Source organism: Cupriavidus sp. LA-1 (assembly GCF_055385985.1).
In genome coordinates this window covers 519,131-531,500 of record NZ_AP031390.1, presented here as the reverse complement: position 1 = coordinate 531,500, position 12,370 = coordinate 519,131, and the positions used below count along the sequence as shown (strand labels likewise).

Sequence of the window (12,370 nt, the reverse complement as noted above, 5' to 3'; positions counted from 1 at the left end):
CACGACCGCCACTTTGCCTTTCGCCCATGGCTCTAGGCGACCGTCGTTTGGCAGACAATCACTACCTCAGCTAAATGGGGGCTGTCGAAAACCATACTCCTGGAAGACCGCTACTGCAGTTTCGTCAGGTGTTTGATCTGCAGACACCCTGAGCGACCTAATCGCTTGCGCTTCGAGTACGTTAGGCGCTCGCAAGCAAAGACCGGTGTCCGAAGCGCCGATGCAAGGAATGAACCGCACGGGCATCAACGGCCGCACCTTCAGGCCGGTGCTTGCTCGGGTAACAAGCATGGCGAATCCGATACCTTCTACTGGTTGCCAAGGGAAGATCAGGCGGCCACCAGGATTGAGCGCTTCGAGCCACTGTACCGGCGGCTCGACGACCCCAGCATTGACGTAGATTACGTCTGCAGCAGGAAGAACAGATGCTGTCGCATCGCCATGCATGACCGAAACGCCCTCAAAAGGCTCTAGGTTTCTCGGTGCACGACGGACAAGGTTCTCGTCGAGCTCGAACGCATGTACGCTTCCGTGCGGCAATGCGAGCTTCGACAGCAGCGCCGTGTAATAACCTGTTCCCGCACCGATATGGCAAATTGTATCGCCCGCCTTTGGAGCGGCTGCACCAATCCATGCTGCGTGCAGAACCGGCTCGCCATTGTTGACGCCCTTTGCCGCATCAAGGGCGACGACAACGTTCTGATATGGCCGCGGCCATCATCTTCGCCTGGAAGGTTCGTAACTCATCCAAGGTGGCGCGAGCGTGATTAGTCATGGGAGCCTTCATCCTTTTTTCATTCGATCCTGGCAAACGAAATTTTAAAGCTGAACGAACTGGCGCTGGTAAGCGCGCTCCGCGCGATAACTTGGTGTGCGACGCTTTCGCTTTATCGTTGATTCCGATAGACACTCAACATCCGCCTCCTTCCCTCCGGGATTACAGCTCCGCTCTGCCCTTTTGTCATACCAGCATAGGATCCTTGGCAAGCCGCAGCTTGCGAACACTTGCCAAGGATCATTGGCACATGAAGCGACGCGAAGCGTCGACGGCACGAGAATCTGCGGCGCAGGGCCGCACGCTTCGAATCAGTGACGCGCCGACGGTTGCGTGAGAACTTCCGGTCTCAGGATTTCGTCGAGCTGCTCAGCCGAAAGCAGCTTGCGCTCCAGGGCAATCTCGGCCACCCCTCGTCCGGTAGCGAGCGCAGCCTTCGCAATCTCCGTTGCATTGGCATACCCGATGTACGGGTTCAGCGCCGTGGCGATACCAATCGACTGGTCGACGGTCTGACGCATCCGGTCACGGTTCGCGGTAATGCCGTCTACGCAGCGCGTCTGCAGAGTCCGGCAACCAGCCGCTAGGTGTCGGAGGCTCTTGAACAAGCTATGCGCAATGATTGGTTCGAATGCATTGAGCTGCAATTGGCCACCCTCGGCAGCGAATGTCACCGTGATGTCGTTGCCAATCACTTCGAAGGCGATCTGGTTGACAACCTCAGGGATAACGGGATTGACCTTGCCCGGCATGATGCTCGAGCCCGCCTGCATCGGCGGCAGGTTGATTTCGGCCAAGCCGGCCCGCGGGCCCGACGACAAAAGCCGCAAATCGTTGCACGTCTTCGATAGCTTCACGGCAACACGTTTAAGTACACCAGAGAGCTGAACAAATGCGCCGGCATCTTGCGTTGCTTCCACCAAGTTGGAAGCGGTGATGAAGGCGAAGCCTGTGGCTTTAGCAAGATGACTCCGGATGCCTTCAGCATAGTCGGCATGGGTATTGATGCCGGTTCCGATGGCCGTGGCGCCCATGTTGATTTCCAGCAGAAGTTGTCCTGCCTCCTTCAAGCGCGCTTGGTCTTCGGAAAGCATCACCGCATAGGTCAGGAACTCTTGACCCAGTGTCATGGGAACGGCTTCCTGCAACTGTGTGCGGCCCATCTTGAGGATATCGCGAAACTCCGTTGCCTTGGCCTCGAACGCGCCCCGGAGATCATCCATGGCTGCGTGCAAGGCATCGATCTGCCACAGCAGCGCAAGCTTGATTGCGGACGGATAGACGTCGTTGGTGCTCTGACTCATGTTGACGTGTTCGTTCGGATGAACGATTTCGTACTCGCCACGCTTCCCGCCAAGCAACTCGATTGCTCGATTGGCAATCACCTCGTTGGCGTTCATGTTCGTGCTGGTACCTGCACCACCCTGGATGACATCCACGACAAACTGCTCATGGAAATTGTCCTTCAGCAGTTCCTCACCTGCTTTGACGATGGCGTCCGCGCGGCGAGCATCCAGCAGTTCGAGATCCTGGTTGGCCTTGGCCGCAGCGATCTTGATTGCCGCGAGAGCTCTCACAAGCTCAGGGTATTGGCCAACAGAAATCCCAGAAATTGGGAAGTTCTGCACCGCTCGCAACGTGTGGACACCATAATAAGCCTCATCAGGCACATTAAGCGGTCCAATTAAGTCTTTTTCTCGGCGATTCGTCACTGCTGTCTCCTTAGACATACCGACTTCCTGGAATGCTGGGGAATCCCCAGCGGGGTGACTGAGTGCTTTCCTGTACCCACCTCGGGCGCTAAGCGCCTCCCCGGTTGACCACAGTCCCGGCTCTAACACTCACTTTGCCCAAATGTACTACTAAGTGCCATTCAATGGAACCTTGTACTTTCATTTTATGGTACTTGTGCTAATATCTACTCAACTTTTGTGGCGGATTTGGTCCGAACAAGGCTGACGGAGTCGTTCAAATGGGGGAAGTAGCGAAAACGGTGAGCCGGTATGGCGTTATTCGGGCCTTCGAGCATCGCTCGACGGTTCTGAATGCAATCGCCCGTTTCGCGGCATTCGTGCCTGCAGGCGCGAATGCCTGCCTGGCTCCGCGATTGCTGCTGCTCGATCCAGGAAGTCACGGTCAGGCCGTCCTACGGTTAGAAACGGCCCAGAGCGCCGCCGCACAAGCAGGCGTCGTGCTGCTCTGCTTCTCGATGGACCAGCACGCGATAGGCGAAGCGACCGCGACGGATCGGCGCCTAGCCTTCGTTTCTGGCGAATTGCCACTGCTGGCGCTGGAAGCTTTAGGCCGATGCGCCGCGGGGATAGGTATCGTTGGCTTAGGCGATGCCACAGACGCTGCCTTGACCGTTGCCCTTAACCATTGTCCGGCGTTTGATTCCGCGTCGGTCATTGGTTCGACGCTGATCGGCAGGCCAGTCGAGCGCACTAGGTCCAGAGTCCAAAACTTGTTTGGCAATGCCCCGGCTTTTCAGCATCTGAGAGACGCGTACTGCCCATACCCGGGTGGCCTTCTCATCGACCTAATCGAGACCACTTCAAAAAGGGAAGCCACGTATCGCGCCGCCTTCGGTGTGGCCTGTCAACAAGCGGCTCAGCCTGTCGCTATGCGCGAACACCCCCGTGTTAGTACTAGCCAATTGATTCAGCGTGCAATCGCCACGCATATCGCATTTCACGGTCAGTTGCTTAGTAACGGAAGAGCAGGAACGCCTCCCTACCTGTCTTACCAACCTGTTTCAAACCACCCACTCTTTCATTGAGTCACTTAGGAGACCTGAGAATGAAGCTGTACGATTTCGAACTGTCCGGTAGTTGCTACAAGATCCGCCTGCTGCTGAACATCCTTGGCCAGAAATGCGAAGCGGTCACCGTAGACTTCTTAAACAAAGAACACAAGGCCGACAAGTACACCGCCCTCAACCCGTTTGGCGAGATCCCCATCTTCGAAGACGGCGATCTGCGGCTGCGCGATGCACAGGCCATCCTGGTGTACTTGGCTTCCAAGTACGACAAGGAAAATTACTGGTATCCGAACGACGCCGAATCGAAGGGCCGCATTCAGCAATGGTTGTCGACAGGCGGCGGCGAGATCATGAACTCCGCCGGCGCACGCCTGGTAAAGATCCTGAATTACCCGCTGGACTTGGAGAAGCTACACGCCGGTGCCACACGCGTCTTCAAGATTCTGGATGCCCATCTGGCAACCCGGGAGTTTCTGGAACTCGGCCACCCGACGATCGCCGACATCGCCTGCTTCCCGTACACGGCTATGGCTGGCGAAGGTGGCATCGACCTGACCCCATACCCGAACATCCTGAAATGGATTGAGCGCGTGAAGAAGATTCCGGGCTTCATTCCGATGCCCGGCATCCCGGCTGCCGCCTAATTCCGGTGCCCCCTCATCTGCCGGTGAGGGGGTTTTGAACGAATCTAAAAGCTGGACCGCTCCGCCCCCTTGCGCAGTGATCGCTAGCGACTACACACCTATAGAGTTGACCATGACCAACCAGATCACCCTTTCAAACGTGCGGAGTGAGTTCCCAGTTACCAAGCGGATGCTTTATCTGGATTCCGCTCATCAGACGCCGCTGGCCCGTTCTGTTCGTGCTGCAATCGAAGAGTTCCTTTCCGAAGGCTATGAGTTGGGGGGGCCGAAGCCCGTTTGGCTACGTCGCGCGGAAGAAACGCGCGCACAGGTCGCCCAGTTCCTGAAGGCCGCACCGAACGAGATCGCCTTCACCAAGAATACTTCCGAAGGCCTCAATATCGCTGCAAATGCAGTGCCCCTGCAAGCCGGCGACAATGTGATCCTGATCGAAGGTGACCATCCGAACAACGCCTATGCATGGTTGAACCTGCGCCGCAAGGGTGTAGAAGTACGCTTCGCGAAGCTCGACAGCGATGCGGCGATCGCCAATGCTGACACGTTCGCTCCGTTGATTGACGATCGCACGAAAGTCATCTCCCTGTCCCATGTCACCTTCCATGCCGGGCAGATCCATGACGTCGCGAGCGTCGGCAAGCTCTGCAAGGAACGCGGCATCTACTTGGTGGTCGACGCCATGCAGTCTGTCGGAGTGCTTGACATCGACGTCAAGGCGCTTGGCATTTCCGTGCTCGCCGCCGGCACCCACAAAGGGCTGCTGGTACCGCAAGGCTTGGGCATTCTGTACGTGCAAGATGGTCTGAATGAGTTGCAGCCGGCTTACCTCGCCGCCTCCAGCATGGCACGCCCACCTGCTGACTTCATCGCTCGCCCAGACGACATGGAAACGCGTCACGATGCGAGCCGCTTTGAGTTCGGCAACATCAACCTGCCTGACCTCCACGCACTGTCTGCAGCTATCGACCTGATTGAATCCGTTGGTGTACCGGTCGTCCGCAGCCATGTCACAAAGCTGGGCGACAAGCTGCTTGAGGGCCTCGACGAGCTGGGCGTGCGCGTGATCGGCCCGCGATCGGCGACAGGACGGGCGCACATCTACGTGCTTCAACTGCCTGTGGCGGAATGGACGGAGTACTTTGCGCGCAATCAGGTGCGCGTGTCCCCGGAGCGCGGCGGTATTCGCGTGTCTTTTGCGATGTTCAACACGACTGAAGACGTTGATCGTCTTATCGAGATCATTCGCGTGGGGCTGACTAAATCGACACAGCAAGCCGTCGCGAGTGTGGATTGAGTTATGTAGCCGGTGCCTCGAAAGCATCGGCTAAACCCGGCGTGAACGCATGCCGAATAATGCGGTTCGAGCCTAAATAATGCTCATCTTGCTCCGTGCCCGAGTGAGCGACCCGCCTGGCCGTTCTTGCGGTTTCGCTCTCCGTAGTCTGCTTCACCGTGCTTTCCACAGTGGAAGGCGGCATCAGCGCCACGCTGAATCACGACATAGTGCTGCTCGCCAGCAGTAACGCGTCGAAGATTTCCAGGGCAAACTCAAAGCAAGCCGTCGTTGCCTCACTCAAGCCCGCAGTCGGTAACGCCTCGCCAGCCCCTCGGCATCGCGGTAGCAGACCACGGGCGCTGGTGCGGGTGTGGGGTCATCGTACTTTCCGTGCATTTTCTGGCGGTACGCCCCGGAAAGCTTTTCGCTATCAAGCACATACGAATTCTCCGTCGGCGCGTGATTCATTGCACGAGAAACCTTGCTGCGGGCGGCTCTGCGGTCTGCTACCGCCGTTTTGCATGGAAAATATAACCCCTATAACCCAAAAAAGACCGCCGAGCGGTCCTTGTCGTGGACAGAGTGATTATTCAAAGAGTTCTGCGTGCGTTCCGGCCCGAACAAAGATAAGGCTCTCATCGTCGAGACGGTAGATCAGTAGAAAATCACCGCCGACGTGGCATTCCCTGTGGTTGGCCCAATCGCCTTTGAGCGGATGGTCCAAGTATTCCTCGGGCAGCGGGCCGTCATTTGCGATGAGCAGAAGCATCGTCCGCTTCAACTCACCCATATTGTACCGGCCCGAATGGCTAAGCCGTTGCCAGTCTTTCTTGAATTCCTTAGTCGTGTCGTACAGACGAGGCAGCGCTGCCTTCTTCGTTTTCAAGTTCATCAAACATTTCCTGAGCAGAGCGGAAGCGTGCCTTAGCGGCCAATTCTTCCGATTCCCTCAGTGCGCTCAACGTAGCAGCGTTCGGAATCCTGACTTCAAACGGAATCCCTTGCGACAGCACAACCTGACGAAGGAAAAGACGAACAGCGTCGGAGATCGTCAAGCCGTTGGCGGCAAGTACGCGTTGGGCGCTTTCCTTCAGATCGGGTTCAATACGAGCGCGCACGTCGGTAGTTTTGACTTCAGTGGCAAACATAGGAACCTCCAACCAGCGCCGAGACAAACGAGAAAGATAATTGAAAGATGACTTGGATGTGACTTTTAAGATACGAAGAACTTACATCCGGCGCTGTAGGAACATTGTAGCTACAGAGCGCTGCCATTGCAAGTTGGCTTCAACTTATGGTGCCTTTAGGATCACAACACACGTACGACCAAAAAGGCTGCAGGAGGCGTCCGGAGCCAAGGGCAAGCCTCCGGTTTGGCGAGAATCTCTTCAGCACGTCAGTACCCATCCTCGTTTTTGAAGGCTCTTATCCTACCCGGAAAAACTCCACGCTCTGCCCCGCATTTGACCGCCCACCGCAGCCAGTCGGGCATCTCGCCCTGCCCGTCCCAACTCTGCCCCGCGGCGTTGCGGTAGGACGGGCGCTGGCGCCGGGGCGGGTGGCGGTGGGGGGGGCGGCGGATCGAAGCACCCCGCCGCTGCCAGCTCCTCCATGGTCAGCCCGTAGTCGGCCATCTCCGCCTGGATCCAGCGGATCGCCGCCGCACACTCGAGAGCCGCGATGCGGCCTGGCTCAGGTTCATCAACAGCATCTGCCGGGGCGGCACTTCCAAGCCCCCAGCCCTCGCCACCAAACTGTATATTTATACAGTCCGTCAGGTACTTTTCCACAGAGCGCTTGGGGAAGTTAACCCCCAAGCGAGGGATAGCGAGAAGGGGCTCATATTGTGATAATTGATGCACTGCCCCACACATCCGTTTTGATGGCAAGCATGTCGCCATAGCGCATCCGGCCGAGAACTACACAGAGACAAGAAGAAGTGAGCGAGAACGCATCAGGCCAATTGTTGGGCTATGCCTTGCAGTTTCCTAGAGCGCTTTGTCATTTACTCAAAGCCTCTCCTGGATGCAAGGTCTGCATTGAAGTCCACGGAGATGTGGCAACTATTTCTCCGTCGGGCCACATCGCCGCCGAAGAGGCCAAATCCTCAGTTCAAAGCAATCCAGTCACGGACAAGTCCACTGATCTGTGGAAGACTTTCTCGAATTGGGTAAATGGTGTACGCGAAGGAGAATTTGACGTCAGCACAACGACATTTGTCTTGTACCGCAACCGGTCTGGAAGACCGGGCCTCGCTGAAGCCTTTCATGCGTGCACGACAAAGGAGCAAGTAGACCAGGTACTGCTGAACATGGAATCAAAGTTCGCCGATGTTGACGACTCCCATGCGATCTGGCCTTATTACAAGAACGTCGTACTCGACCACCCCAACACGCTAGCTGGCGTCATCACGCGGTTCCAACTCGAAACAGGGAATGGCGCTGGATACGACGACGTTGAGCTAGAACTTCGCATGAAGTATGTGCCGTCGAGCCAGATTCCCACGGTTGCTACCTACTTGAACGGTTGGGTCGTCAAATCTGCAACGACCCTCATTAGCCAGCATCTGCCTGCCATCTTGACGTTCGAAGAGTTCGAACGTGAGTTTATGGTGCTGTTCTCGCGTGCCCGTTGCTTGGAACTACTGGATTTCACAACCCACGCACCAGTATCCGACGAGGAAATCCAGAACCAGATCAGGAGCCGGCCTACGTACCTCCGGCAAGTCGAATTCGTCAGGGCCGATGATGACGATCTCATAGAGGCTGTTACCGACTTCCTCAAGGCCAAGACTAATCGAGACAAATGGATCGAAGACGAGCTCATCGACGAAGACCTGGCCGGTGAGTTCGAATCAAACCTTCGTAGGTTCTGGAGAAACAAGAGAAAAGAGGTGAACTTAGCCAACAAAGAGCTGACGAAGGAAGACCGTGGCATGTTGCTGCTTTCCCAGTGCCAGACGCACAAGGAGACCATCCGCAACGTCAACCCGCCTCCCTCGACTATCGCCGGCACCTATCACGCCCTAGCGGACAGGCCGAGTCTTGGTTGGCATGAGGATTGGGAAGCGAAATTCAAGAAATGAGCGAGCCATTTGTGGATCGGCCAGAAGAAGCCGATACCTCGCTTCTGGTGGAAGAAGTACGAACCTGGAATACGCCGCTAGTCGCCGCCTACCAGCTGTGGAACTTCACGTTGGGCTACTGCGAGGCTCGAACCGATGGAGATGCTCCACTCGGCCTCCTGCACTTCATTGCAGGACCGATTCTCGCAAGCCCCCAGCTTAGTGAGACAGTCAGCATGCGGCGCAAGGGCTTGCAGTCGTATGCGCTCGGATTCGAGGACAAAAAACAGGTGGACCTGCTCTTGGGTCTGCAGGAACGGATACGGCGACGACGCCCCCAAACTCTAGCTGCAATTGATGCGGCCATTTGCGCAGGTCTATTGGTTTGGGACCCGGAGAGCGGCAAGCTGTATCCTCGCAAGGCCCCTAAGGCGCGGCGCGGCCGCAACCTTCGACTCGGACTCAAAAGGGAAGGCGAAAAAGCAAAGATATTGGGCACGTGGTTTGCTGCTCACGACCTCCCAACAATCGCGGCTTATCTCAAGGTGGTGTTGTAATGCAGCTTCAACTTATCAACCTCATCATCTGGCCTAAGACAGCGTCCCTCGGCCCACGTGTCATTAAGTTCGAGAAGGGACGGGTCAACGTCATTACCGGCGGCTCCCGTACCGGAAAATCCGCGATCATCCCTATCATCGACTATTGCCTCGCCTCCAGCGAATGCCAGATTCCTATCGACACTATCCGCGACAATTCCGCCTGGTATGGGTTGCTCCTGGAGACGGAAACTGAGCAACTGCTACTGGCGCGAAAAGGTCCGGATGGACGAGAGCCTTCCGACAACTTCTATTTGATGCGTGGCGAGGCCGTGAGTATCCCGCCTGCTATCGCGTTGTCGAATGAGAAGACAGATGGTGTCAAACACATACTGAACTCCCTGGCCGGCACGCCCTATGTTCGCTTGAGTGGTGCTGACGATCCTCGTCCCTACCAGGAACGGCTTGGCTTTCGGGATCTGATGGCATTGGTGTTTCAGAGTCAAGAAGTCGTGGCGAACCAGAACATCCTGTTCTACAAAACCCACGCACACGAGCATCGCGAGCGGCTGAAAAACTGGCTTCCCTACATTCTCGGCGCGGAGACGCCGGAAATTCTGTTGGCACGACAACGCCTGAGCATTGTGCAAACAAAGCTCGCTCAGCTTCGCCGAGAGTATCAAAAGGCGAAGAGCGTCTCCAGCGCCTGGCTTGAGAACATGGCCGGGCATTTGCAGGTCGCCAAGCGATACGGTCTTCTTGACGAGACATACGAACTCCCCAAGGAGCCACTGCCTGAAGACCTCATCCGCACGGCTCGAGAAATTCTTGCAGCGACGCCCGAGCGGCCCTCCGCGACAGCCGAGCAGATTGACAAGGCCGCGCAAGAAATGCTGGACCTGGAAACAGCGGAGGACAAGCTTAGCGATGAGATCAGCCTCGCACGGAAACGCCTGGATGACATTGTGAGGCTTAAGGCGGGCCTGACGGGCTATGGCGGCAGCGCCCGACGTCGAGCGGACCGCCTGCAGATCTCTCAATGGTTAGAAGACATTGCCGACAAAGCGCAAGACTGCCCACTGTGCGGAGAAGCCAAGCACGACAGAAGCCGAGCCGAAATCCGGAAAATCTCCGCGGCTTTTCAAGTAGTCGAAGCCGAAGCGAGCCGAACAAAGGAAGTACCATCTTCGTTCGCAAGGGAGGAGGCCGCTCTCAAATCGGATCTTGAAAAGGCTCTGGAACGTCGAAAGGCACTCAGTAACAGAATCGACAAAACGCTCTCGCTCAGCCGGACTGCCAAAGAACAGTTCGACAGACGCCAAAACATGTTCTTCTTCCTCGGGCACCTCAGGGCCTCCGTTGATACGTTTGAGAGCCTTACCACGGGGGGTGATATCGCCCAGGCACTAACCGACCTCGAAAAGGAAGAGCGCACCCTTCTGGAGCAGGTAGATCCTCAGGGTGTTCAACGACGGCTTGAGGTCGCTCTGAGGGTTGTGGCACAAAAAGCACTTATCAGGCTTGACACCCTGGATGCCGAGGACAAATACAAGCGAACGCCGCCCGCATTCTCAGTCAAGGATCTGAGCTTGAAGGTCCTGAGCAACGACGGACACTGGCACTTCCTTGCCGAAGTCGGGAGCGCATCCAATTGGTTGTCCTTTCACATCGCCTTCGTCTGCGCGCTTCATGAATACTTCAATGAGTTGCCGGAGTCTTGTGTACCCAGCTTCGCCGTCTTCGATCAGCCCAGCCAAGTCTACTTCCCGAAGACCGCGCGAGGGGCGCAGCCCGAAGACAAGTCGCAATACGACGACGAGGATGTGAAGGCGGTTGTCGGCATCTTCCAAACGCTGGCCGATTCCGTGCGAGCGCAGCACGGAAAGTGGCAATGCATCGTGTTAGACCATGCCCGTGATGAAATTTACAGCGGCATCAAGGAAGTCTACGAAGTCGATGTGTGGCGAGATGGAGAGAAGCTTATTCCAACGCACTGGTACGAGTAATTGTCTTGCTGCGTTCCCAATACCCGCCGCTCGGCCGAAGAACGGTTGGCGGACATCGGCAAGCTGCTGGAGGGCCTATCTGCCACGCCCCCGGCAAGCCACGCCGCCAACCTGTCGTTCAGTACAAGAGATCGATTAGGAAACGCTCGGGCTTCTTGCCAATCCACGCGGGTGCCCGACCGCGCCCCGACCAGGTCTGGCCCGTCTTGGGGTTGCGGTACCTCGGAGGCGGCGCGGCCTTCGTCTTGGTCGGAACAGCGCGGGCAGCGGGCTCAACACTGGGCTTGCCCGCAATGTCCTCAATGCTGAGGTCGTACTCCTGCATCCACTGCCGAATCTCCTCCACGACCTTTGGCACTTCCGTGGCTCGCAACTGCTCAAGTTGCGCATTGACAGATGCCAATTGAGCGAGCAGTGAGGATTGGGACGGGCTTTGGGTTGCGGTAGGCGCTTTTTGCTCCTGTCGCGGCTTCCGGGTTTGCGTCTTCTGAGTCGGCGCTTCCGGGGCAGCCTCCACTCCAGGCAGTGCTATCTGCTTCGGCCCGCGCTTCCGGGTTGGGGTCTCTTGGGTCGTGACTTCCGGAGCGGCAACTTCAGCCAGGATTTTCGGCTTCCGACCGCGCTTCGGGGTCCGCCTCTCTTCCGGCGCAGCTTCCGGAGCGGCGGTTTCGGTGAGCGCTTTCGGCTTCCGACCGCGCTTCGGGGCCCGCGTCTCTTCCGGCGCAGCTTCCGCAGCGGCAGTTTCGGTGAGCGCTTTCGGCTTCCGACCGCGCTTCGGGGCCTGCATCTCTTCAGGCGCAGCTTCCGGAGCTGGGGCGTAAAGCGGTGCTACCGGGGCGGCCGTTTCGGTCAGTTCGTCCTGGGCGGCAGCTTCCGTCGGTTCGTCCGTGGCCAGGACTTCAACCGGAGCTTCGGCCACGGCTTCAGTGGTCGCTGCCGAGGGCATGGCTTCAATGGGCGCTTCCGGCGCGTCAGATTCCCTCAACGCTTCCGAGGCGGTGGCTTCCATCGATTTTTCCGGTGCCACGTCTTCCGTTGAAGTGTCCGGGGCTGTGTAAGGCCGCCGGCGCCGATATGACACGGTCGCCGTCGGGCCGCTATCCCGGCTTGTGGACCAGAAGTCCAAGCGTCGGGTCTGAGTGTCAACGCTGCCACGACCGACGCATGCATCACTGGCTTCACCCATGACGGGATCCGCGTCGCGCATCGCCTCAGCGATGGGAAGCTCCATCTGACCAAGTCCGTCTGTCGCATGGCTGGCGACAACGGGTTCAACCACTTCCTCTGGGGCCAATTCGTTCTCCTTCATTG

General features: G+C 57.4%; 11 protein-coding genes and 1 pseudogene. 6 read left to right on the top strand and 6 right to left on the bottom strand.

Annotated features, from left to right (window positions below):
* Positions 1 to 66: 66 nt before the first annotated feature.
* Positions 67 to 645 (bottom strand): protein-L-isoaspartate O-methyltransferase family protein, encoded by a 579-nt coding sequence (locus ACZ5MJ_RS36625; protein ID WP_464227542.1) that lies wholly within the window; start codon positions 643 to 645, stop codon positions 67 to 69.
* A 441-nt stretch (positions 646 to 1,086) separates the two neighbouring features.
* Positions 1,087 to 2,505 (bottom strand): aspartate ammonia-lyase, encoded by a 1,419-nt coding sequence (aspA, locus tag ACZ5MJ_RS36620; RefSeq protein ID WP_464227235.1) that lies wholly within the window; start codon positions 2,503 to 2,505, stop codon positions 1,087 to 1,089.
* Positions 2,506 to 2,747: 242 nt separating this feature from the next.
* On the opposite strand from aspA, the gene ACZ5MJ_RS36615 reads away from it, so the two are divergent.
* From ACZ5MJ_RS36615 to ACZ5MJ_RS36605, 3 genes are all read left to right on the top strand, one after another.
* Positions 2,748 to 3,554 (top strand): hypothetical protein, encoded by an 807-nt coding sequence (locus ACZ5MJ_RS36615; protein WP_464227234.1) that lies wholly within the window; start codon positions 2,748 to 2,750, stop codon positions 3,552 to 3,554.
* Between the two features lie 20 nt (positions 3,555 to 3,574).
* Positions 3,575 to 4,180, top strand: a complete 606-nt coding sequence (locus ACZ5MJ_RS36610; RefSeq protein WP_464227233.1) for a glutathione S-transferase family protein — start codon at positions 3,575 to 3,577, stop codon at positions 4,178 to 4,180.
* 112 nt (positions 4,181 to 4,292) lie between these two features.
* The gene (locus tag ACZ5MJ_RS36605; protein ID WP_464227232.1) at positions 4,293 to 5,471 is read left to right on the top strand and encodes an aminotransferase class V-fold PLP-dependent enzyme; all 1,179 of its coding nucleotides are present in this window, start codon (positions 4,293 to 4,295) and stop codon (positions 5,469 to 5,471) included.
* A 568-nt stretch (positions 5,472 to 6,039) separates the two neighbouring features.
* Here ACZ5MJ_RS36605 and ACZ5MJ_RS36600 read toward each other — a convergent pair.
* From ACZ5MJ_RS36600 to ACZ5MJ_RS36590, 3 genes and pseudogenes are all read right to left on the bottom strand, one after another.
* Complete coding sequence (locus ACZ5MJ_RS36600; RefSeq protein ID WP_464227231.1) at positions 6,040 to 6,345, bottom strand: type II toxin-antitoxin system YafQ family toxin; 306 nt, start codon at positions 6,343 to 6,345, stop codon at positions 6,040 to 6,042.
* Entirely contained in the window at positions 6,293 to 6,601 is a 309-nt protein-coding gene (locus tag ACZ5MJ_RS36595) for a type II toxin-antitoxin system RelB/DinJ family antitoxin (RefSeq protein ID WP_464227230.1), read from the bottom strand. The genes ACZ5MJ_RS36600 and ACZ5MJ_RS36595 overlap by 53 nt, the downstream gene beginning before the upstream one ends.
* A 277-nt stretch (positions 6,602 to 6,878) precedes the next feature.
* Positions 6,879 to 7,087, bottom strand: a pseudogene (locus ACZ5MJ_RS36590) (H-NS family nucleoid-associated regulatory protein).
* Positions 7,088 to 7,392: 305 nt separating this feature from the next.
* Between ACZ5MJ_RS36590 and ACZ5MJ_RS36585 the strand changes: the two are divergent.
* From ACZ5MJ_RS36585 to ACZ5MJ_RS36575, 3 genes are read left to right on the top strand one after another with little or no spacing between them, the layout of a single operon-like run.
* Positions 7,393 to 8,538, top strand: a complete 1,146-nt coding sequence (locus ACZ5MJ_RS36585) for an ABC-three component system protein (RefSeq protein WP_464227229.1) — start codon at positions 7,393 to 7,395, stop codon at positions 8,536 to 8,538.
* Positions 8,535 to 9,074 (top strand): three component ABC system middle component, encoded by a 540-nt coding sequence (locus ACZ5MJ_RS36580; protein ID WP_464227228.1) that lies wholly within the window; start codon positions 8,535 to 8,537, stop codon positions 9,072 to 9,074. Before ACZ5MJ_RS36585 ends, ACZ5MJ_RS36580 begins: the two co-directional genes overlap by 4 nt.
* Positions 9,074 to 11,059 (top strand): DUF3732 domain-containing protein, encoded by a 1,986-nt coding sequence (locus ACZ5MJ_RS36575; RefSeq protein WP_464227227.1) that lies wholly within the window; start codon positions 9,074 to 9,076, stop codon positions 11,057 to 11,059. The genes ACZ5MJ_RS36580 and ACZ5MJ_RS36575 overlap by 1 nt, the downstream gene beginning before the upstream one ends.
* 118 nt (positions 11,060 to 11,177) lie before the next feature.
* Here ACZ5MJ_RS36575 and ACZ5MJ_RS36570 read toward each other — a convergent pair whose 3' ends face one another.
* A complete protein-coding gene (locus ACZ5MJ_RS36570; protein ID WP_464227226.1) occupies positions 11,178 to 12,368 on the bottom strand; it encodes an H-NS histone family protein in 1,191 nt (396 codons plus the stop codon).
* Positions 12,369 to 12,370 lie beyond the last annotated feature (2 nt).